Source organism: Faunimonas pinastri, from assembly GCF_900110915.1.
In the GTDB taxonomy this organism is placed as follows: Bacteria; Pseudomonadota; Alphaproteobacteria; order Rhizobiales; family Afifellaceae; genus Faunimonas; species Faunimonas pinastri.
Window position 1 is genome coordinate 49,417 of the sequence record NZ_FOFG01000012.1, and the last position, 21,567, is coordinate 70,983.

Annotated in this window: 14 protein-coding genes; 12 read left to right on the forward strand and 2 right to left on the reverse strand. The window is 66.1% G+C overall.

Annotation, left to right across the window (positions count from 1 at the left end):
- Positions 1 to 27 precede the first annotated feature (27 nt).
- The 12 genes from treS (at position 28) to BMY25_RS15050 (ending at position 19,471) form a co-directional block, all read left to right on the forward strand.
- The gene (treS, locus tag BMY25_RS14995; RefSeq protein WP_092498118.1) at positions 28 to 3,342 is read left to right on the forward strand and encodes a maltose alpha-D-glucosyltransferase; all 3,315 of its coding nucleotides are present in this window, start codon (positions 28 to 30) and stop codon (positions 3,340 to 3,342) included.
- A complete protein-coding gene (gene glgB / locus BMY25_RS15000; RefSeq protein ID WP_092497979.1) occupies positions 3,339 to 5,561 on the forward strand; it encodes a 1,4-alpha-glucan branching protein GlgB in 2,223 nt (740 codons plus the stop codon). Before treS ends, glgB begins: the two co-directional genes overlap by 4 nt.
- A gap of 15 nt (positions 5,562 to 5,576) precedes the next feature.
- Positions 5,577 to 7,742: a glycogen debranching protein GlgX gene (gene glgX, locus BMY25_RS15005; protein WP_092497981.1), complete on the forward strand. Its 2,166-nt coding sequence runs from the start codon at positions 5,577 to 5,579 to the stop codon at positions 7,740 to 7,742.
- Positions 7,681 to 9,579 (forward strand): malto-oligosyltrehalose trehalohydrolase, encoded by a 1,899-nt coding sequence (gene treZ / locus BMY25_RS15010; protein WP_238858359.1) that lies wholly within the window; start codon positions 7,681 to 7,683, stop codon positions 9,577 to 9,579. Before glgX ends, treZ begins: the two co-directional genes overlap by 62 nt.
- Entirely contained in the window at positions 9,576 to 11,462 is a 1,887-nt protein-coding gene (malQ, locus tag BMY25_RS15015) for a 4-alpha-glucanotransferase (RefSeq protein ID WP_092497983.1), read from the forward strand. Before treZ ends, malQ begins: the two co-directional genes overlap by 4 nt.
- Entirely contained in the window at positions 11,462 to 14,152 is a 2,691-nt protein-coding gene (gene treY, locus BMY25_RS15020; protein ID WP_092497985.1) for a malto-oligosyltrehalose synthase, read from the forward strand. Before malQ ends, treY begins: the two co-directional genes overlap by 1 nt.
- Before the next feature lie 193 nt (positions 14,153 to 14,345).
- Positions 14,346 to 15,779, forward strand: a complete 1,434-nt coding sequence (cysG, locus tag BMY25_RS15025) for a siroheme synthase CysG (RefSeq protein ID WP_092497987.1) — start codon at positions 14,346 to 14,348, stop codon at positions 15,777 to 15,779.
- 13 nt (positions 15,780 to 15,792) lie between these two features.
- Positions 15,793 to 16,089 (forward strand): DUF2849 domain-containing protein, encoded by a 297-nt coding sequence (locus BMY25_RS15030; protein ID WP_092498122.1) that lies wholly within the window; start codon positions 15,793 to 15,795, stop codon positions 16,087 to 16,089.
- An 11-nt stretch (positions 16,090 to 16,100) separates the two neighbouring features.
- Positions 16,101 to 17,759 (forward strand): nitrite/sulfite reductase, encoded by a 1,659-nt coding sequence (locus BMY25_RS15035; protein ID WP_092497989.1) that lies wholly within the window; start codon positions 16,101 to 16,103, stop codon positions 17,757 to 17,759.
- Complete coding sequence (locus BMY25_RS15040; protein WP_092497991.1) at positions 17,746 to 18,504, forward strand: phosphoadenylyl-sulfate reductase; 759 nt, start codon at positions 17,746 to 17,748, stop codon at positions 18,502 to 18,504. The genes BMY25_RS15035 and BMY25_RS15040 overlap by 14 nt, the downstream gene beginning before the upstream one ends.
- Positions 18,501 to 19,049: a DUF934 domain-containing protein gene (locus BMY25_RS15045; protein WP_092497993.1), complete on the forward strand. Its 549-nt coding sequence runs from the start codon at positions 18,501 to 18,503 to the stop codon at positions 19,047 to 19,049. Before BMY25_RS15040 ends, BMY25_RS15045 begins: the two co-directional genes overlap by 4 nt.
- A 50-nt stretch (positions 19,050 to 19,099) precedes the next feature.
- Positions 19,100 to 19,471 carry a 2Fe-2S iron-sulfur cluster-binding protein gene (locus BMY25_RS15050; RefSeq protein WP_092497995.1) on the forward strand — a complete coding sequence of 124 codons (372 nt, stop codon included), beginning with the start codon at positions 19,100 to 19,102 and terminating at the stop codon, positions 19,469 to 19,471.
- Positions 19,472 to 19,490: 19 nt separating this feature from the next.
- Here BMY25_RS15050 and BMY25_RS15055 read toward each other — a convergent pair whose 3' ends face one another.
- Together BMY25_RS15055 and BMY25_RS15060 are read right to left on the reverse strand one after the other, a co-directional pair.
- Positions 19,491 to 20,129: a LysE family translocator gene (locus BMY25_RS15055; RefSeq protein WP_092497997.1), complete on the reverse strand. Its 639-nt coding sequence runs from the start codon at positions 20,127 to 20,129 to the stop codon at positions 19,491 to 19,493.
- A 4-nt stretch (positions 20,130 to 20,133) separates the two neighbouring features.
- On the reverse strand, positions 20,134 to 21,564 hold the full coding sequence (locus tag BMY25_RS15060; protein ID WP_092497999.1) for a homospermidine synthase: 1,431 nt from the start codon (positions 21,562 to 21,564) through the stop codon (positions 20,134 to 20,136).
- Between the last annotated feature and the right edge of the window lie 3 nt (positions 21,565 to 21,567).

Below are 21,567 nucleotides of genomic sequence, written 5' to 3' on the forward strand. Positions count from 1 at the left end.
ACACAAGAAGAAGCCGTGTCCCCCGAGATGACGAACGACCAGGCAGTCGCCAGGCCGCGCCGCCGGCCGTCGCGCGACGGCAAGATCGATCGCACCGATACCCAATGGTACAAGGACGCGATCATCTATCAGCTGCATATCAAGGCGTTCCAGGATTCCAACAATGACGGCATGGGCGATTTCGCCGGCCTGATGCAGAGGCTCGACTATGTCGAAAGCCTGGGCGTCACGGCGATCTGGATCCTGCCCTTCTACCCCTCGCCGCTGCGCGACGACGGCTACGACATCGCGGATTACCGCGCCATCAACCCGTCCTACGGTGACATGCGCGACTTCAAGGAGTTCGTAGCCGAGGCGCACCGGCGCGGCATCCGCGTGATCACCGAACTGGTCATCAACCACACCTCCGACCAGCATCCCTGGTTCCAGAAGGCCCGCCTTGCCAAGAAGGGCTCGGCCGCGCGCGACTTCTACGTCTGGTCCGACACGGACGAGAAGTACGAGGAAACGCGCATCATCTTCCTCGATACGGAGAAATCGAACTGGACCTGGGATCCGGTCGCCCAGCAGTTCTTCTGGCACCGGTTCTATTCCCACCAGCCCGATCTCAACTTCGACAATCCGCGCGTTCTGGAAGAAGTGCTGCGCGTGATGAACTTCTGGCTGGAAATGGGCGTCGACGGCCTGCGCCTGGACGCGATCCCCTACCTGAAGGAGCGCGACGGCACCAACAACGAGAACCTGCCGGAGACCCACGAGGTCCTGAAGGACATCCGCACCGAGCTCGACCGGCGCTATTCCGACCGCCTGCTCCTGGCGGAAGCCAACCAGTGGCCGGAAGATACGCGCCCCTATTTCGGCGACGGCGACGAATGCCACATGGCGTTCCACTTCCCGCTGATGCCGCGCATGTACATGGCGGTCGCCCAGGAAGACCGGCATCCGATCACCGATATCATGCGCCAGACGCCGGATATCCCGGAGGCCTGCCAGTGGGCGATCTTCCTGCGCAACCATGACGAGCTGACGCTGGAAATGGTCACCTCGGAAGAGCGCGACTATCTCTGGAGCACCTACGCCAACGACCGGCGCGCCCGTATCAATCTCGGCATTCGCCGCCGTCTGGCTCCTCTCATGGAGAACGACCGGCGCAAGATCGAGCTGATGAACGCCCTGCTGCTCTCCATGCCCGGTACGCCCGTCCTCTATTACGGCGACGAGCTCGGCATGGGCGACAATTACTATCTCGGCGATCGCGACGGCGTGCGCACGCCGATGCAGTGGTCGGCCGACCGCAATGGCGGCTTCTCGCGCGCCAATCCGCAGGCGCTTTACCTGCCGCCGGTTCAGGATCCGATCTACGGCTTCCAGGCCGTGAACGTGGAAGCGCAGCAGAACGACGCCTCGTCGCTCCTGAACTGGACGCGGCGCATGATCTCCGTGCGCAAGGAGCATCGCGCTTTCGGCCGCGGCACGATCAACTTCCTTTATCCCAACAATCGCAAGGTGCTCGCCTATCTCCGCGAGGAGGGCGACGAGAAGATCCTGTGCGTCGCGAACCTGTCGCGCACCGCGCAGGCCGTGACGCTCGACCTTTCCGCCTTCAAGGGCGCGGTGCCGATCGAGATGATCGGTCGCGCTGCGTTCCCGCCTGTCGGCGATCTGCCCTACATGCTGACGCTGCCGGCCTATGGCTTCTTCTGGTTCGTGCTGGCAAGCGAGGCGGATTCGCCGCGCTGGCATACGCAGGCTCCCGAGCCGCTGCCGGAATTCGTCACCCTCACCATCCCCGGCGGCAATCTCGACCGGGCTCTGGAAGGGCGCGAGCTGCAGCATCTGGAAAAGGTGGCCCTCCCTGAATTCCTGATGCGTCAGCGCTGGTTCGCGGCCAAGAGCACGGGCATCAAGAGCGTCAGCGTCAAGCCGCTGGCGACGATCTCGCCCTCGCAGAAGCTTGTCGTTCTGGACGTGACGCTGAACGACGACCGCCAGCAGCAATACTTCTTCCCGATGTCGGTGCTGTGGGGCGAGGAAAACCTCGGCTTCGGCGCTCCGAAGCTTTCCTACACGCTGGCCAAGGCCCGGTATGGGGCCCGCATCGGCGCGCTGATCGACGCGGTCCAGGACGAGCAGTTCACCGTTCAGGCGCTGAAGGCCATGAAGGAAGGCGGCGAACGCGCAATTCGCGGCGGTGTGGTTCGCTTCACCAAGACCGCCGCCTTCGACGAACTGGACCTCGACGTTCCGATCCGTCCGCTTTCGGTGGAACAGAGCAACGCGTCCATCGCTCTCGACCAGAGCGCGCTGCTCAAGATCTACCGTCAGGCGCGCGAAGGTGAGCAGCCGGAAATCGAGATCTCGCGCTTCCTGACGGAAGTGGCGGGCTTCAAGAACACGCCTCCCTTCCTCGCCGCGGCGGAATACGTGCCGAACGAGGGCGAGCCCACGGCCTTGGCCGCGGTCTTCGGCTTCGTCGCCAACCAGGGCGATGCGTGGAGCGCGCTGGTGGATGCTCTGGACCATCACCTCGATACGTTCCAGATCACCTCTGAAAACACCGGCGCGGAAGCGGAATTCCCCTTCCCGCTGGATATCGCCAGCGTTCTCGGTCAGCGCACGGCGGAAATGCACGCCGCCCTTTCCACCGAGACCGACAATCCGGCCTTCGCCCGCGAAGAGATCACCGCGACCGATATATCCGCCTGGGTGGACGACGCCCTGAGCGAGGCCCGCAAGGCCTTCGCCACGCTGGAGAACACCAAGGCCGGCCTGCCGGACGCCGCGCGGGCCAACGCGGAGAAGCTTCTCTCGTCGTCCGAGCAGATCCTGTCGAAGCTGGAGAAGTTCCGCGGCCTGAAGCCGTCCGGTTGCAAGACGCGCATCCACGGCGACTATCATCTCGGCCAGGTGCTCGTGGCGCAGAACGATGTCATGATCATCGACTTCGAAGGCGAGCCGCAGCGCCCGCTGGAGGAACGCCGCGCCAAGGCTTCGGCCCTGCGCGACGTGGCCGGCATGATCCGCTCCTTCGACTATGCCGCCTTCACCGCCTTCGACCGGGCGCGCGCCCGTTCCACGGAGAAGGAAGCGGCACTGCGCGAGCTTTCGCTGGCCTGGCAGGCAAGCGCGGAGAAGGACTTCATCGGGGCCTACTCGTCGGTCGCATCCTCGGGCTGCTTCCTGCCGGAAGACGAAAGCACGCGGAACGGATTGCTGCAGCTCTTCCTTCTGCAGAAGGCATTCTACGAAGTGGGCTATGAGGCGGCGAACCGTCCGGCCTGGCTCGGCATCCCCGTTCGGGGCGTGCTTGAGCTGATTGCAGAAGCGAAGGGACTTTCATGAGCTCGGACGTGACTGAAATTTCGCAGGCATGGCGGCCGCATCCCGCGGCCGTCGAGTCCCTGGTTTCCGGGCGCCATGGCGATCCCTTCGGGCTCCTGGGCATGCACACGGCCTCCGACGGGACGCTTTCGGTCCGCGTATTCTGGCCGGGTGCGCAAAGCGTCGAGATTCTCGATGCCGTCTCCGGGCAGACGGTGGGGGAACTCGAACAGATCCATCCTTCCGGGTTCTTCGCCGGCCCGGTGAAGGGACGCAACGCCCCCTTCAAGTACCGGCTGCGGCTTGGCGGCCACGGCCAGCATTGGGAAGCGGAAGATCCCTATCGCTTCCCGCCGATCCTCGGCGAGATGGATGTCTACTTCTTCGCCGAAGGCAGCCACCGCCGCATCTACGAGCGGCTGGGCGCACATCCCGCCACCGTGGACGGCGTGCAGGGCGTGAGCTTCGCCGTCTGGGCGCCGAACGCGCAACGCGTCAGCGTCATCGGCGAATTCAATTACTGGGATGGCCGTCGCCATCCGATGCGCAAGCGGGTCGAGGCCGGCATCTGGGAATTGTTCGTTCCCGGCGTCGAGATCGGCGCGCTCTACAAGTTCGAACTGGTCGGGCCGCATGGCGAGCTCCTGCCGCAGAAGGCCGACCCGCTCGCCTTCTCGCAGGAGCACCCGCCGTCCACGGCCTCCCGCGTGCATGGCCTGCCCAGCCGCGAATGGAACGACGGCGCGTGGATGGCCGAACGTGCGGCCAAGCAGGACCGCACGGCACCGATCTCCATCTACGAGGTGCATCTCGGCTCCTGGCGGCGCAAGGACGGCAACGTCACGCTCGGCTATGACGAGTTGGCGGACGAGCTGATCCCCTACGTGAAGGATCTCGGCTTCACCCATATCGAGTGCATGCCGGTCAGCGAGCATCCGTTCTCGGGGTCGTGGGGCTACCAGCCGGTGGGCCTGTTCGCGCCGACCAGCCGCTTCGGCGATCCGGAAGCCTTCTCCCGCTTCGTGGAACGCTGCCACGACGCCGGCCTCAGCCTGATCGTGGACTGGGTGCCCGCCCACTTCCCCAGCGATGCCTTCGGCCTCGTCCGCTTCGACGGCACGGCGCTTTACGAGCACGAGGATCCGCGTCTCGGTTTCCACAAGGACTGGAACACGCTGATCTACAATTTCGGCCGGCGAGAGGTGAGCAACTTCCTGCTCGCCAATGCCCTGTTCTGGCTGGAGCGCTACCATGTGGACGCACTCCGCGTCGACGCGGTCGCCTCGATGCTCTACCTCGACTACAGCCGCAATCCCGGCGAGTGGGTTCCCAACGTCCATGGCGGGCGGGAAAACCTCGAAGCGGTCGAGTTCCTGAAGGCCGTCAACACGCATTCCTTCGGCGACGCGCCCGGTGCGACGACCATGGCGGAAGAATCGACGGCGTGGCCGCAGGTGACCTCGCCGGTTCATGCCGGCGGCCTCGGCTTCGGCTTCAAGTGGAACATGGGGTGGATGCACGACACCCTGGAATACATGCAGCAGGATCCGATCCATCGCCGCTATCATCACAACCAGATGACCTTCGGCCTGCATTACGCCTTCAGCGAGAACTTCGTCCTCCCGCTGAGCCATGACGAGGTAGTGCACGGCAAGGGCTCGCTCCTGAACAAGATGCCGGGCGACCGCTGGCAGAAGTTCGCGAACCTGCGCGCCTATTTCGGCTTCATGTGGACGCATCCGGGCAAGAAGCTGCTCTTCATGGGCGGCGAGTTCGGCCAGGAGCGGGAATGGCAGCACGATTTCTCGCTCGACTGGCACCTGCTTGAGGACGGGCTGCACAAGGGCGTGCAGAGCCTGATCCGCGACCTGAACCACCTTTATCGCGACAGCCGCGCCCTGCACGTCAGGGATTGCGACCCGAGCGGTTTCGAGTGGATCAACGGCAGCGATGCCGACCAGAGCGTGCTCGCCTATCTTCGCCGCGGCGAGGAGGGAGACCGGCCCGTGCTGGTGGTCTCCAACTTCACACCCGTGGTGCGCCATGGCTATCGGCTCGGCGTGCCGCTGGAAGGCTACTGGGCGGAGAAGCTCAACACGGATGCAGGCATCTATGGCGGCTCCAATGTCGGCAATGGCGGCGGCGTCCAGACCGAGGCGGAAGCCTGGCAGGGCCGTCCGGCTTCGCTGATCGTGACCTTGCCCCCGCTCTCGACAATCGTGCTTGAATATACGGGATAAGGGAACAGCGATTACATGGCGCAGACACGCGTAGAGCCGGGCTCACCGCACCCCCTGGGAGCGACGTGGGACGGCTCGGGGGTGAACTTCGCCCTGTTTTCCGCCAACGCGGACAAAGTCGAGCTTTGCCTTTTCGATCCGGCGGGGCGGCGGGAGATCGCCCGCGTCGTCCTGCCGGAGCATACCCACGAGGTGTGGCACGGCTATCTTCCGGACGTGCGGCCCGGCCAGCTCTACGGCTACCGGGTGCACGGGCCGTTCGATCCCCGCAACGGACACCGGTTCAATCCCAACAAGCTCTTGATCGACCCCTATGCGAAGGCGCTGCAGGGGGACCTTCGCTGGCACGACGCGCATTTCGGCTATCGCGTCGGCTCCGCGCGCGAGGACATGAGCCTCGACCGGCGCGATTCCGCCTTCGTCATGCCGAAATGCGTGGTGATCGACCCGGCCGTGACCTGGGGCGACGACCGCCGCCCGAAGACCTCGTGGGCGGATACGATCATCTACGAGGCGCATGTGAAGGGCATGACGGCGGAGCGGCCGGACGTGCCCGAACGCCTGCGCGGCACCTTCGCCGGCTTCGCCGACCCCCGCAACATCGACCATCTCGTGAAGCTCGGCGTCACCACCGTGGAGCTGATGCCGATCCAGGCCTTCTTCGACGACCGGTTCCTCGTGGAGAAGGGCCTCACCAACTACTGGGGCTACAACACGATCGCCTATTTCGCCCCGTCGCCGCGCTATATTTCGCCGGGGGCGGACCTGCACGAGTTCAAGGTACTGGTGCGCCGCCTGCACGAGGCCGGCATCGAGGTGATCCTCGACGTGGTCTACAACCACACGGCGGAAGGCAACCGGATGGGGCCGACGCTGTCCTTCCGGGGCATCGACAACGCCAACTACTACCTCCTCGGGCAGGACCGCCGCTATTATTACGACACGACCGGCTGCGGCAACACGCTGAACCTGCGCCATCCCCGCGTGCTGCAGATGGTGATGGATTCCCTCCGCTACTGGGTGGAGAACTGCCACGTCGACGGCTTCCGCTTCGATCTCGCGACATCGCTGGGCCGCGAATACGATTCCTTCGACCCGAGCGCCGTCTTCTTCGACGCGGTCCAGCAGGATCCTGTGCTCAGCCACGTCAAGATGATCGCGGAACCCTGGGACATCGGCCCGAACGGCTATCAGGTCGGCAACTTTCCGCCGGGCTGGGCGGAGTGGAACGGGCGCTACCGCGACGACATGCGCAGCTTCTGGAAGGGCGACGAGGGCATGCTCCCGGCTTTCGCGGCGGGCGCGCTGGGCTCGTCCGGCATGTTCGAGCGCCGGGGGCGGCGCGCCTGGTCGAGCGTCAATTTCTACACCGCCCATGACGGCTTCACGCTGAAGGACCAGTTTTCCTACAACGAGAAGCACAATGCCGGGAACAAGGAAGAGAATCGCGACGGGCATGACGACAACCGCAGCTGGAACTGCGGCGTCGAGGGCCAGACCCGCAACCCCGAGATCCTGAATCTGCGCGACCGCATGCGGCGCAACGCGCTGGCCACCCTGTTCTTCTCGCAGGGCACGCCCATGCTGCTGATGGGCGACGAGAACGGCCGGACGCAGAACGGCAACAACAATGCCTATTGCCAGGACAGCGACCTCGCGTGGATGGAGTGGACGAAGATCAGCGACCGCGACAAGGCGCTGATGGAATTCACCCGCGGGCTGATCGCGTTGCGAAAGACGCGGCCGCTGTTGCGCCAGAGCCGCTTCCTTCATGCCTGCCCGGTCGACGATCATGGCACGCGAGACGTGGTCTGGCTGCGGCCGGACGGGCTGGAGATGCAGGACGGGGACTGGACCAACCCGCAATCGCGGGTGCTCGGCCTGTTGCTCTCCGGCGCCGACGGGGAGCGGCTCCTGATCCTCGTCAACTCCCATCACGACGCGATCCCGTTCACCTTGCCGGAGCAGGGAAAGGTGACGTCGTGGCAGGTTCTCACGGACACGGCGACAGGAACAATCCTTCCCGAAGAGGAATCGCTGGAACCCGGAGCCGCTTTCACCCTTGAAGCACGGTCACTTGTTCTTCTCGAGAGCAGGGTCGACGCAGCGAGACAGGTCGATGAGCCGCGCAGGGCGGCTGGCGCGGCAGGCGGGCGTGATGGGCAAGACATTCCAGTTTGAGAAGCAATGGGGCTCGGAGCTGATCGGCGGGAGCGGTTCCGGGAGCGGCGCACGCTTCCGGATCTGGTCGCCGACATCGGAGACGATGCAGGTGCGGTCGGAGGAAAGCGGCCGCGACGTTCCGATGACCAAGACGGACGGCGGCTGGTTCGAGCTGGAAACCGACGAGGTGCCGGTCGGCGGCGGCTATCGCTTCGTCCTGCCGGACGGCTTCTGCATCCCCGATCCCGCCGCCCGCGCCCAGACCGGCAACGTCCACTCTCCGAGCCGCCTGTGGGACCCCAAGGCCTATGAATGGAAGACGGGTGACTGGAAGGGGCGTCCCTGGGAAGAAACCGTATTCTACGAACTCCACACCGGCACCTTCACCCCGGAAGGTACGTTCGACGCGATCTGCCGCAAGCTCGATCACCTTGCCGATACCGGCGTCACCTGCCTGGAGCTGCTGCCCATCGCCCAGTACGGCGGCACGCGTGGCTGGGGCTATGACGGCGTCATGCTCTACACGCCGCATGTCGACTACGGCACGCCGGACGACCTGAAGAAACTCATCGACGCCGCCCATGAGCGCGGCCTGATGATGTTCCTCGACGTGGTCTACAATCACTTCGGACCCGAGGGCAGCTATCTCCATCTCTTCGCGCCGGACTTCTTCCATTTCGAGCGCAAGACGCCCTGGGGCGCGGCGATCGCCTACGAGAAGGATCCGGTCCGCCGCTTCTTCATCGAGAACGCGCTCTATTGGCTGGAAGAGTTCCGCTTCGACGGCCTTCGCTTCGATGCGATCGACCAGATCGACGATCAGTCGGAAGAGCCGCTCCTGGAGGAGTTCGCGCGCGAGATCCGCGCCCGCATCACGGATCGGCACGTTCACCTGACGACGGAGGACGCGCGCAACATCACGACGCTGCACGAACGCGGTCCCAAGGGGCAGATCGCGAAGTTCAGCGGCGAGTGGAACGACGACGTGCACCACTGCTTCCACACGATCGCCACCGGCGAGAGCGAGGTCTATTACCGGGATTATTCCGACGACCCGATGCGGCAGCTCGCCCGGGCGCTGGCCACCGGCTTCGTCTATCAGGGCGAGACCTCGCCCTCCACCGGCAAGGAACGCGGCTTCGGCAGCGCGCATCTGCCGCCGGCGACCTTTGTCGATTTCCTGCAGAACCACGACCAGATCGGCAACCGCGCCTTCGGCGAGCGCCTGACCGCGCTGAGCGAGCCGCAGACGATGGAGATCATGACCGCCGCGCTGCTGCTCTCGCCCCATATTCCGCTGCTCTACATGGGCGAGGAATACGGCGAGACGAACCCGTTCTACTTCTTCACCGACTTCCACGGCGACCTCGGCGAAGCCGTGCGGCAGGGGCGGCGCGAGGAGTTCCGGCACTGGACGGGCTTCTCCAACGATCCGCACCAGCGGCAGGTGCCCGATCCCAACGCGATCGAGACCTTCCAGGCCTCCAAGCTCGACTGGACCAAGCTCGACCAGCCCTATCACCGCGAGCGGCTGAACCTCGTGAAACGGCTCCTGTCGATCCGCGCGGCCGAGATCGCCCCCCGCATGTCCGGGATTGCCGGTCATGCCGGGCATTACGACATGCTGGGCGACAAGGGCTTCGTGGTGCACTGGCAAGTCGGAAAGCGCGGCCGCTTCGCGATGTACTTCAACGCCGGCGAGGACAACGCCGCCGTGCTGGTCGCCCCGGAGGGACGCGTGCTGTTTGAAAGCACGCCGGGCGCGGCCGAGCACCTGATTGCCGGAAGCCTGCCGGCGCAGTCGCTGGTCTTCCTCTTCGACGAAAACGCAGAACCCTCGAGGAATACTGCATGAGCGAAAAGCTCGACCAACTTGCGACTCGTTACGGCATCGAGCTCGAATTCAGGGAATTGAACGGCACGATCCGCCACGCCACCGAACTCGGCAAGCGGGCGGCTCTCCGGGCGATGGGGGTCGCCACGGAAACCGACGAGGACATTGAGGCCTCCCTCTCGGTGGCGCGAGCGGTGCATGTCGGCGAGATGAAGGCGCTGGAAAATGGCGTGACCTGCTTCATGCCGGACTGGCTCGACCGCACCTGGGGGGTCAGCACCCAGGTCTACAGCCTGCGGTCGGAGCGGAACTGGGGCATGGGCGACTTCGAGGACCTCGCCCGCTATTCCGAGATCGCGGCGGAACACGGAGCCGATTTCGTCGGCGTGAATCCGCTCAGCGCCTTGTTTTTCGCGCGGCCGGAGCATTTCAGCCCTTTCTCACCCTCCAACCGCCAGTTCCTGAACCCGCTCTACATCGCCGTGGACCGGATCGACGGCGCCGACGAACTGGAGGTCGACGAAGAACTCCTCGCCCATGCCCGCGCTTGCGAGACCGTCGATTACCGCGCGGTGGCGGCGCTCAAGAAGCCGGCGCTGATCCACCTTTTCGAGCGTTTTCGTGCCCGGGCGGAACGCGGCGACGAACCGGAAGCGGAGAGCTTCGAGACATTCTCGGCCCATTTCGGGCAGCCGCTCTACCTTCATGCGCTGTTCGAGACCCTGTCGGAGTTCATGGTCCAGCAGGGCCATGGCGCCGGCTGGTATGGATGGCCGGAGGAATATCGCCACCCCGGCAGCGATTCGGTTCGCGCCTTCGCCGAGGAGCAGGCCGAGCGCGTGGCCTTCCACGTCTGGCTGCAATGGCACGCCGATCGCCAGTTGGGCGAGGCTCAGCACCGGGCCTGCGCCGCCGGCATGCGGATCGGCCTCTATCTCGATCTCGCGGTCGGCGTCTCTTCCGACGGATCGGCCACATGGTCGGAGCGCGAGCTGACGATCCCCTCCGCGCGGATCGGGGCGCCGCCGGATTACTTCAACGCCGCCGGCCAGGATTGGGGCCTCGCGCCGCTGTCCCCCGCCACGCTGGAAGCCCGCGAGTTCCAGCCCTACCGGGAATCGCTCGATGCCGTGCTCCGCTTCGGCGGCGCGGTGCGCATCGATCACGCGATGAGCCTCTATCGGCTTTTCTGGATCCCGGAAGGCCTCGCGGCCCGCGATGGGCTCTACATCCGCTATCCCTTCCAGGAGATGCTGAGGAGCCTTTCGGAGGTCTCCAACGACCGACGGGCGATCGTCATCGGCGAGGATCTCGGCGTCGTGCCGCCCGGCTTCCGCGACGTCATGGAAGCCATGAAGATCGAGGGCTATCGCGTCTTCTTCTTCGAGAAGGACGATAACGAGTATTTCATCCCGCCGGCCAAGTACCCGCGCGAGGCGCTCGCCTGCATCACGATCCACGATCTGCCGCCGCTCGCCGGCTGGTGGGGCGGGCACGACCTTGAGGTGCGCGCCGGGATCGGGATGATCACGCCGGAGGACATGCCGGCCGCCCGCGCCTATCGCGCCCACGAGCAGCGCCGCCTGCTGGGCGTGCTTTCCGACAACGGGCTGCTGCCGGAGCGGCTGCTGGCGGTGATGCATGCCGAGGAAGCAGCGCCGGCGGAACTGCCCTACGACGTCGCCGTCGGCCTCTACCAGCTGATGGCCTCGACGCCGTCGCGCCTCTTCGTCGTGGCGGTGGAGGACCTGACCGGCATGACGGAGCAGATGAACCTGCCCGGCACCACCGACGAGCACAGAAACTGGCAGCACAAACTGCCGGTGGAACTGGAACGTCTCCCGGAACTTCCGTTGTTCCGCGCTATCATCGGCGCGGTTTCCCGTGAGAGACCGAGGCATTGATGGCGCAACCGACGGCCACCTATCGTCTGCAATTCCGTGGCAACATGGATCTTGGGGAGGCCGCCGGGCTCGCTCCCTATTTCAGGAAGCTGGGCGTCAGCCACTTCTACGCCTCGCCGATCTTCACCGCCACGCCGGGCTCCACTCACGGCTATGACGTTTCGGACTTCAACGAGGTCGAGCCGGAACTCGGCGGCAAGCCGGGTTTCGACGCGCTCTCCGAGGCCCTCCGCGCGCAGGATATCGGAATGATCCTGGACTTCGTGCCCAACCACATGGGCGCGAGTGTGTATAATCCCTGGTGGCGCAGCGTGCTGGAATGGGGCCAGGCCAGCGATTACGCCGACCATTTCGACATCGACTGGTCGGCCCCCAAGCTGGTCATCCCGGTGCTCGGCCAGCCCTACGGCGAAGCACTCTCCTCCGACATGTTCGGCCTCATCTTCGACAGTGAGGAAGGCTCGATCTCCTTCGCCTATTTCGAAAACCGGCTGCCGCTCAATCCCACGACCTATGCCCGTATCCTCGGCCGCATCGAGACGGAGCCGTTCCCAGAACTCGCCCGGCGTTTCGCCATTGCGCGGCCGGAGAGCGTCGAGCCCCTGAAGACCGAGCTCGCCTCGCTGGCCGGAAACCCGGAGCATCAGGAACAGCTCGACCGGGCGCTGGCCGACACGCTGGGCGACCGCAACGCCCTGCACGAGATCCACGAGGCGCAGGCCTGGCGGCTGACCTATTGGCGCGCGGCCCGCGAGGGTCTCACCTATCGCCGCTTCTTCGAGATCGCCGATCTGGTCGGTGTGAAGGTGGAACGGCCACGTGTCTTCGACGACGTGCACCGGCTGCTCCTGGAAATGATCGCCGCCGGGCAGGTTCAAGGCGTCCGCCTCGATCACATCGACGGGCTTGCGGACCCCAAGGCCTACCTGAACAAGCTGCAGGAGGCGATCGGCTCGGAAGACCCCTTCTACCTCGTCGTGGAGAAGATCCTCGGTCCCGACGAAACCGTGCGCCAGAATTGGCCGATCGCAGGCACGACGGGCTACGAGTTCATGCAGGCGCTGGTCGCGATCTTCGTCGATCCCGCCGGCGAGGCGCCGATGGACGAAGCCTATCAGGCGTTCCTCGGTCAACCCTCCGACTACAAGGCGATGGTGCAGACCACCAAGCGCTCCATCCTGGCGCGCAATCTGGCGGGCGAGCTGGAAGTGCTGAAGGAGATGGCGCATCGCCTCTCCGAGCGCGATCCCTATACCCGCGACGTGGGTTCCGACAGCCTTCGCCGCGCCATCCTTGAGATAGCGGCGGCGTTGCCGGTCTATCGCACCTACGTCAACATCGAGGGCGTCCAGCCGGAGGATATCGAACTGATCGACGGCGCCGTCGAGGCCGCGCGGCTCGCCCGGCAGGTCGACGACGAGGGCGCGCTGGCGTTCATCTCCAAGATGATGAAGCTGGACTTCCCCAATCCGGAGGACCAGGCCACGGCGCTGGAATTCGCCGCGCGCTTCCAGCAGACCACCGGCCCCGTCATGGCGAAGGCGCTCGAGGACACCGTCTTCTATCGCTACAATCGCCTCGTCGCGCTCAACGAAGTGGGCGGCGAGCCGGACCGCTTCGGCGCCACGCCCGCGGCCTTCCACGCCGCCATGCATGACCGGTTGAAGGAACAGCCCTTTGGCCTTTCCGCGACCTCCACGCACGACACCAAGCGCGGCGAGGACGGCCGCGCCCGTCTCTACACGATCAGCGAGATTCCTGCGCTCTGGCGCGAGGCGGTCGGCCGCTGGTCCGACATGAACGGCTCGTTCCGCACCGAACTCGAGGACGGCGTCGCGCCGGAGCCGGAGCTGGAATGGCTCTTCTACCAGGCCATGGCGGGCGCCTGGCCGGCCGGCATGGCGGCCAGCGACAAGGCCGGAACCGACGAGCTGAAGGAGCGCATGAGCGCCTACATGATCAAGGTCGTGCGCGAGGCCAAGGCGCGGACGAGCTGGACCGCGCCGGTGGAAGACTACGAAAACGCGGTGAAGCACTTCGTCGGTTGCGCCTTCGAGGCGGATCGCGGCTTCCTGCCCAATTTCGCCGCGACCATAGAGCCGATCTGCACCGCGGGCGCGGTGGTGAGCTTTGCCCAGCTGGCGGTGAAGCTGATGGCGCCCGGCGTTCCCGATATCTACCAGGGCACCGAACTCTGGGACCTCTCGCTGGTCGACCCGGACAATCGTCGCCCGGTGGATTTCGCCCTCCGTCGCCGGATGCTGGACGGGATCGCGGAGCGCTCGCCCGAAGACCTGATCGCCGACTGGAAGGCCGGTTCGCCGAAGATGCGTATTCTCTCCGCCGGGCTGGACCTGCGGCAGCGGCATTCGGAGCTTTTCGGCGAAGGCGAGTACCTGCCGCTGGAGGTGACGGGCGCCAGGGCCGGGCACATCGTCGCCTTTGCCCGTCGTCGGGGTAGCGAAGCGGTGATCGTGATCGCGCCGCGCCTTCCCATGGCGCTCATGGAAGGCGTCGACCTGCCGCTGATCCCGGCCGAGGACTGGGGCGATACGCGCGTGGTCCTGCCGGACGGAATCGAAACCGGCCAGCTGACCGACGCGATCTTCAACCGCGACGTTGCCGGCGATCTGCGCGTTTCGGAGATCCTTCGCGACTTCCCCGTCGCACTGATCCGCTCCGGCGGCTGAGCGGCCCCGAGTTCGTCCTTCGGCTCCGTCTCGGCGGGGCCGAAGGTGGGAAAGCGGACGGAACATCGTGCGGCGGGTGTTGTCCCAAGTGGAATAATTTACGCCGCCTCACCGCTTCTTCGATACGGCATGCCTCGGTCGGAGCCCTCCCCGGCTCCATATTAGAGTCCAGTACTCTGCGATCGGGGCTCTCATGGCAGACCGGCTTTCCGTCTTCCCTGCCTTTCACAAGGTTGAAAACCGCATCGTCCTCGTCGTAGGCGAGGGTAGCGAGGCGGCCGCCAAGGTGCGGCTGCTGGCGCAGACCTGTGCCTCGATCCGCCTCGTCGCCGCTTCCCCCAGCGACGAACTGGCCGCCCTCGTCATCGCCCACGATCTGGAGCACCGGCCGCGCGGCTTCCGCCCCGCCGATCTCGACGACGCCGTGCTGGCCTTCGCAGCCAGTGGCGAGCGGGGCGAGGATGAGGCGGTCGTGACTGCGGCGCGCCAACGCAACGTCCCCGCCAACGCCGTCGATGTGCCGGATCTCTGCGACTTCTACACGCCCGCCATCGTCAACCGCGCACCGATCGCCATCGCGATCACTTCCACCGGCGCCGGGCCGATCCTTGCCCAGAAGATCCGCGGCCGCATCGAGGCGATGCTGCCGGTGCGGCTGGGCGCGCTGGCGTCGCTCGCGGCGACGTTCCGCCCCGCGGCCGACCAGATCTTGCCCAAGGGCCAACCGCGCCGCCGCTTCTGGTCGTCCTTCTTCGAAGGTCCGGTGGCCGATGCCTGCTATTCCGGGCGGAACGGCGACGCACGCCGTCTCGCCTCCCGCCTGCTGACCGAAGAAGACGGCGAGCGGCGCGGCTTCGTCTCATTGGTCGGCGCCGGACCCGGCGCGGAAGATCTGCTGACGCTCCGCGCCCAGCGCGTGCTGCAGGAAGCCGACGTGATCGTCCATGACGCGCTGGTGCCGGAAGCCGTCATTTCCATGGGCCGCCGCGATACCCATCGCATTGCGGTCGGCAAGCGCAAGGGCCGTCATTCGGTCTCGCAGGACGAGATCAACGCGATCCTCGTCCGCGAGGCGTCCGCCGGCCGTCGCGTCGCGCGATTGAAGTGCGGCGATCCGCTCGTCTTCGGCCGTGCCGGCGAGGAAATGGCCGCTCTGCGTGCCGCCGGCATCGCCTTTGAGGTCGTGCCCGGCGTCACCTCGGCGCTGGCGGCGGCAGCCGAAGCGGAGATCCCGCTGACGCTGCGCGGCGTCGCCTCAAGCCTCGTCTTCGCCACTGGCCAGGATGCAGACGGCGACACCCTGCCCGACTGGGCCGGTCTGGCGCTCTCCGGCACGACGGTCGCGGTCTATATGGGCAGGAGCGTCGCCGCGCGGGTGGCTGAACGGCTGGCCGAAGCCGGACTGCCGCTTTCCACGCCGGTTGCCGTCATCGAAAGGGCCACCCAGCCGGATCGCCGCCTGCTCGCCGGCACCCTTGCCGGGTTGGCCGCCCTTGCATCCCGCACCGATCTCGACGGCCCCGCGCTGATCCTGATCGGCGAAAGCATAGCGGCCGGCGCCCTTGCCGACGCCGAGCCCCTTTTCGCCGAAGCCCTGTTTTCGCGGCAAAGCCTTGCTGCCGCCTGAGATCGGAACCGTCATGGACATCATCACCGCAAACCGCCTGAGCGACGGCGCCGTCGTGTTCCTGACCGCGAGCGGCTGGAGCACCCGAATTGCCGAGGCGCAGGCGCTGGAAGGCAAGGAAAGCGTCGCGGCGGCCCTCGCCCGCGCCGCGGCGGATGCGGAAGCCAGCATCATCGTGGAACCCTATCCCGTGGATGTCGAACGCCGGGCGCAGGGCCTCACCCCGACCAAGCTCCGCGAGCGCATCCGCGCGCAGGGGCCGACGGTCGGCCATTCCAAGGACCTCCATCTGCAGGTCCAAGCGGCCTGAGGACGACAGCCATGTATCGCTACGACGAATTCGACGAAGCCTTCGTGCGCGAGCGCGTCGCGCAGTTCTCCGACCAGGTGGCGCGGCGCCTCGCGGGCGATCTGGACGAGGAGCAGTTCAAGCCGCTCCGCCTGCAGAACGGCGTCTATCTCCAGCTTCATGCCTACATGCTGCGCATCGCCGTGCCGTATGGCACGCTGAGCTCCCGGCAGATGCGCAAGCTCGCCTTTATCGCGCGCAACTACGACAAGGGCTACGGCCACTTCACGACGCGCCAGAACCTGCAATTCAACTGGCCGGCGCTGAAGGACGTCCCGGAGATCCTCGGACATCTGGCCGACGTGGAGATGCATGCCATCCAGACGTCCGGCAACTGCATCCGCAACGTGACGGCCGACCATTTCGCCGGCGTCGCCGCCGACGAGGTCGCCGATCCGCGTCCCTATGCGGAAATCTTGCGGCAATGGTCGACGATCCACCCGGAATTCCTGTTCCTGCCGCGCAAGTTCAAGATCGCCGTGACAGGAGCCGATGCCGACCGCGCTGCGGTGCGCTTCCACGACATCGGCCTGCAGGTGAAGCGCAACGAGGCCGGCGAGCTCGGCTTCGCGGTGTGGATCGGCGGCGGCATGGGCCGCACCCCGATGGTGGGCTACCAGATCCGCGACTTCCTGCCGGAAGCGGACCTCCTCGCCTATAGCGAAGCGATCGTCCGCATCTACAATCTCTACGGACGGCGCGACAACAAGTACAAGGCACGCCTGAAAATCCTGATCCACGAAGGTGGCGCGGAGACCATCGCGGCGGAGATCGAGCAGGAATTCAACGAGATCCGCTACGGCGTGCTGCGCCTGCCCGACGACGAAATCCGGCGGATCGAGACCTATTTCGCGGCCCCGGATTACCCCACCCGAGCCTCCGAGAGCGTTCCCTTCAAACGGGCGCGCCTCGCCGATCCCGCCTTCGACCGCTGGGTCGGCAACAACGTCTCGCCCCACCGCGCGCCCGGTCACGCGATCGTGACCGTTTCCCTGAAGCCCATCGGCGGCGTGCCGGGGAACGCCACGGCGGACCAGATGGACGCCGTCGCGGACATTGCCGAACGCTTCTCCGCCGACGAGATCCGCGTCAGCCACGAGCAGAACCTCGTGCTACCGCACGTTGCACTGGAAGACGTAAAGGCCGTCTACGACGCACTCGCCGCCGCCGGCCTCGCCACCGGCAATGCGGGCCTCGTCACGGACATCATCGCCTGCCCGGGGCTGGACTACTGCGCCCTCGCCACCGCTCGCTCGATCCCCGTTGCCGAACGGATCTCGGAGCGTTTCGGAAATCCCGAGCGTCAGCAGGAAATCGGGCCGCTCAAGATCAAGATCTCCGGTTGCATCAATGCCTGCGGCCATCACCATGCCGGCCACATCGGAATCCTCGGTCTCGACCGCAAGGGTGAGGAGTTCTACCAGATCACGCTGGGCGGCTCCGGCGACGAAACCGCCTCCATCGGCGAGATCGTCGGGCGCGGCTTTTCGACGGACGAGGTCGTTGACGCTGTGCAGCAGATCGTCGACACGTACATCGTGCACCGCGAAAGCAGCGAGGAAAGCTTCCTTGCCGCCTATCGCCGGCTTGGCCCCGCTCCCTTCAAGGAGGCGCTTTATGGCACTGCGTGACGTTGCCGCCAACGACCTGCTCCCGTCCCTCCCGATGGATGCACGCGCAGCCCTCCTGGCCCGGCGATACGAGCCGATGACGCCCCGGCAGGTCCTCCAGGAAGCCATCGGCCATGAATTCGCCGGCCGCATCGCGCTGGTCTCTTCCTTCGGCGCCGATTCCGTCGCGCTGCTGCACCTCGTCGCCTCGGTCGATCCGTCCACGCCGGTGATCTTCGTCGATACCGGCAAGATGTTCGGCTCCACGCATCGCTATCGCCGCGAGCTGACGGAGCGCTTCGGGTTGACCGACGTGCGCCTCGCCCAGCCGGATGCTGAAGCCCTTGCCCGCCAGGATCCGGAATCCGACCTCTGGATGCAGGATTCAGATCGCTGCTGCGCCATTCGCAAGGTCGCTCCGCTCGCCGGCGCACTCGCCGGTTTCGACGCCTGGATTTCCGGTCGCAAGCGCTTTCAGGGCGGCATGCGGTCCTCCATGCCGCTGGCGGAATCCGACGGGCGGCAGGTCAAGATCAACCCCATGGCCAACTGGTCGCGCGAGACCATCGCCGACTATGTCCGCGAGCATGACCTGCCGGAGCACCCGATGGTGGCGGAAGGCTATCGCTCGATCGGATGCATGCCCTGCACCGACAAGGTGGCGGAAGGCGAAAGCGACCGCGCCGGGCGCTGGCGCGGCAAGGCCAAGTCCGAATGCGGCATCCATCTCGGGCTTTCGGCGGTACTGACGGATATCAAGCGATGAGCGACGCACAGGCGCAACTGCCGATCTGGAAGGACGGCTCCTTCGGCGCGGACGCGTGGGTCGCCGTATCGGCCGAGACCGAGCTTCCCGCCGATCCCGCTCCCATTCTCGTGCCGCTGGCCGAGTTCCTGGCCGAGGCCGGCCGATACACCGCGCGCGACGGCGATATCGGCGTGCTCGTCGGGGCAGGCGAGGACGTGCACCCGCTCGTCCCCTATCTCGGCGATCTCAGGCTGATCGCGCTGGAGTTCCCGAAATTCGCCGATGGCCGGAACTACTCCACCGCGCGGCTCCTGCGGGAACGCTTCGGTTATGCCGGCGAGCTTCGCGCCACCGGCGACGTGCTGATCGACCAGATCCCGTTGATGAGGCGTTGCGGCATCGTTTCCTTCGCCGTGAAGCACGAACCGACGCGCCGGGCCCTTCTTGCCCATCATTCCGTCGAGGTCCGGCACTATTACCAGCCGGTGCAGAGCGATGCGGAGGTGCCGGCGGGAACCCGCCCCTGGGCGCGCCTTCCGGCGGCGCGACTTCCTGCGGCTTGACATCGGCGCCATTCCTGGCGGAAGCACAACGAGAACAAGAAGGAAGCAGGATGAGCGCCGAGGCCGTCCAGCAGATTGACTATGCCGAAGGCGTCGATGCGGCGCTCGTCATTCTCGTGAACGATCAGGACGGTGTGCAGCACCGCCTGCCGGCCGAGGAAGGCTGGCGCGTGATGGAAGTGATCCGCGACTGGGGCCTCAACATCAAGGCCGAGTGCGGCGGCGCCTGCGCCTGCGCGACCTGCCACGTCCATGTCGCGCCCGTCTGGAAGGACCAGCTGCCCGCGCCGACGGACGAGGAAATCGACCGCCTCGACGACGCCTTCGACGTGACCGACGATTCCCGCCTGTCCTGCCAAATTCTCGTGACGCCCGAGCTGAACGGCCTGGAAGTGTCGCTGGCGCCCGGAACCGAGCGCTGAAGCAGCAGGCATCCGGTCGTTAGCCGCGAGCGCGCGCCAGTCCGGAAACGGAATGCGCGAGCACGTGCGCGGCGAAGCCGATGAAGAGCAGCCCTGAAAGGCGTGTGATCATCAGTTGGTGCCGGCGATAGAAGCGGCGCACCGGCGCGGCGCCCACAAGCAGCACCAGGATCAAATAACCGGCGAGACCGCCGAGGCAGCTCGCCAGCACCAGCGCGGGCAGCATGCCCCAGCCGAGCAGCGCCGCCTTCGCCGAAAGCAGTGCCGTCAGGGTCGCGAGGGCGACCGGGTAGGCCTTGGGGTTTGTGGCCCCGAAGACCAGCCCATGGCGGAGCGGCGAGCGCATCGCGCCCTCCCCATCCGCCAGCGCGCTGCGGCTGGTGCGCACCGCCCGCCAGCCCAGCCAGAACAGATAAAGTCCGCTCAGGATGCCGAGCAGGTCGAAAACCACCGTCCCGAACGAGGTGACGCCGATGATCGCCACCAGTGCCAGCGTCGACCAGAGGACGTCGCCGGCGAGATGGCCGAGCAGAAACGAGGCCGCCGCGCGGCGGCCCCGGTCGGCGCCGATGCCGAAGACGGCGAGAACGCCGGGGCCGGGCGTGATCCCGTAGACGAAGCCGGCCAATGCCGTCGCAAGCAGGATGCCCGGGGTCACCGACCTACCTGACGATCACGTTGGAGAACTGCCACGGGCTCTCGCGGTCGAGGTCCTCGGGGAAGAGCTGGCCACGGCCTTCCACGGGGGTCCAGTCGGTGTAGACGCCGACCACCGGCCCGAGATACTGGCGCTGCACGTCCAGGCAGCGGCGATAGTCGATCTCGTCGACCTCCTTCAGCCCCTCGTTCGGGTTTTCCAGAGCCCAGACCATGCCGGCCAGGACCGCCGAGGTCACCTGCAGTGCCGTCGCGTTCTGGTCGGGCGCAAGCTTGCGCGTCTGCTCGATGGTGAGCTGCGACCCGAACCAGTAGGCGTTGCGGGCATGGCCATAGAGCAGCACGCCCAGTTCGTCGGCACCGTCCACGATCTCGCTCTCGTCGAGGATATGGAAGCGGCTCTGCGGCTCCCATTGCCGGCCGGCCATCTCGTCCAGCGACAGCACCGCGTCGTCATTCGGATGGTAGGCATAGTGGCAGGTCGGGCGGTAGACGACCTCTTCCCCGTCGCGCACGGTGAAATAGTCGGCGATGGAGATCGCCTCGTTATGCGTGATCAACCAGCCATGCTGGGCTCGCGCGGTCGGGGTCCAGCTGCGGACACGCGTGCCCGCGCCCGGCCGCTCCAGATAGATGGCGGCGCCGTTGCCGAAATCGTGCCGCCGTCCTTCCGGCGGCAGCGCCTTCTCATGCGTGCCCCAGCCGAGTTCGGCCGGCTGCAGCCCTTCCGAGACAAAGCCCTCCACGGACCAGGTGTTGACGAAGACGCCCATGGGCTTCGGCTCGCGCGCGCGCTGGGTGTCGCGCTCGGCGACGTGGATGCCCTGCACGCCGACCGCCTGCATCAACGCCGCCCATTCCGCGCGGCTTTGCGGCTCCGCGGGGTTCATGCCGAGATCGCCGGCGATTTCCATCAGCGCCTGCTTGACGAACCAGGAAACCATGCCGGGATTGGCGCCGCAGCAATTGATGGCGGTGGAACCGCCCGGACGCCGGCGGCGAAGCTCCAGCATCTGCTCGCGAAGCGCATAGTTGGAGCGCTGCGACAGCGTCAGCGTGGGGTCGGTGTAAGTGCCGGCCCAAGGCTCCGCGACGGTGTCAACATAGAGCACGCCCAGATCCTGGCAGAACTCGATCATCGCCATCGACGAGACGTCGACCGACAGGTTGACCATGAAGCTTTGCCCGCCCTCCGACTTCAGCAGCGGGGTCAGGAGTTCCCGGTAATTATCCCGGGTGATGGCCGCCTTGACGAAGCGGCAGCCCTGCCCCTCGGCGGTGGATCGATGCGTGTCGTCCGGGTCGAGCACGACGACCTGGGACGGCTGAACCTCAAAGTGGCGGAGGATGAGAGGGAGAGCACCGCGCCCGATCGAGCCGAAGCCCACGATTAAAACTGCGCCGTCAATCCGCCCGTATCTCTGCCAATTCGTCATTCA

Coding starts and splice junctions, on each gene's coding strand:
- treY (WP_092497985.1), top strand. CDS start 11,462: ATGGCGCAACCGACGGCCACCTATCGTCTGCAATTCCGTGGCAACATG.
- BMY25_RS15050 (WP_092497995.1), top strand. CDS start 19,100: ATGAGCGCCGAGGCCGTCCAGCAGATTGACTATGCCGAAGGCGTCGAT.
- BMY25_RS15060 (WP_092497999.1), bottom strand. CDS start 21,564: ATGACGAATTGGCAGAGATACGGGCGGATTGACGGCGCAGTTTTAATC.
- treZ (WP_238858359.1), top strand. CDS start 7,681: ATGAGCCGCGCAGGGCGGCTGGCGCGGCAGGCGGGCGTGATGGGCAAG.
- BMY25_RS15045 (WP_092497993.1), top strand. CDS start 18,501: ATGAGCGACGCACAGGCGCAACTGCCGATCTGGAAGGACGGCTCCTTC.
- BMY25_RS15035 (WP_092497989.1), top strand. CDS start 16,101: ATGTATCGCTACGACGAATTCGACGAAGCCTTCGTGCGCGAGCGCGTC.
- malQ (WP_092497983.1), top strand. CDS start 9,576: ATGAGCGAAAAGCTCGACCAACTTGCGACTCGTTACGGCATCGAGCTC.
- glgB (WP_092497979.1), top strand. CDS start 3,339: ATGAGCTCGGACGTGACTGAAATTTCGCAGGCATGGCGGCCGCATCCC.
- treS (WP_092498118.1), top strand. CDS start 28: ATGACGAACGACCAGGCAGTCGCCAGGCCGCGCCGCCGGCCGTCGCGC.
- BMY25_RS15040 (WP_092497991.1), top strand. CDS start 17,746: ATGGCACTGCGTGACGTTGCCGCCAACGACCTGCTCCCGTCCCTCCCG.
- glgX (WP_092497981.1), top strand. CDS start 5,577: ATGGCGCAGACACGCGTAGAGCCGGGCTCACCGCACCCCCTGGGAGCG.
- BMY25_RS15030 (WP_092498122.1), top strand. CDS start 15,793: ATGGACATCATCACCGCAAACCGCCTGAGCGACGGCGCCGTCGTGTTC.
- cysG (WP_092497987.1), top strand. CDS start 14,346: ATGGCAGACCGGCTTTCCGTCTTCCCTGCCTTTCACAAGGTTGAAAAC.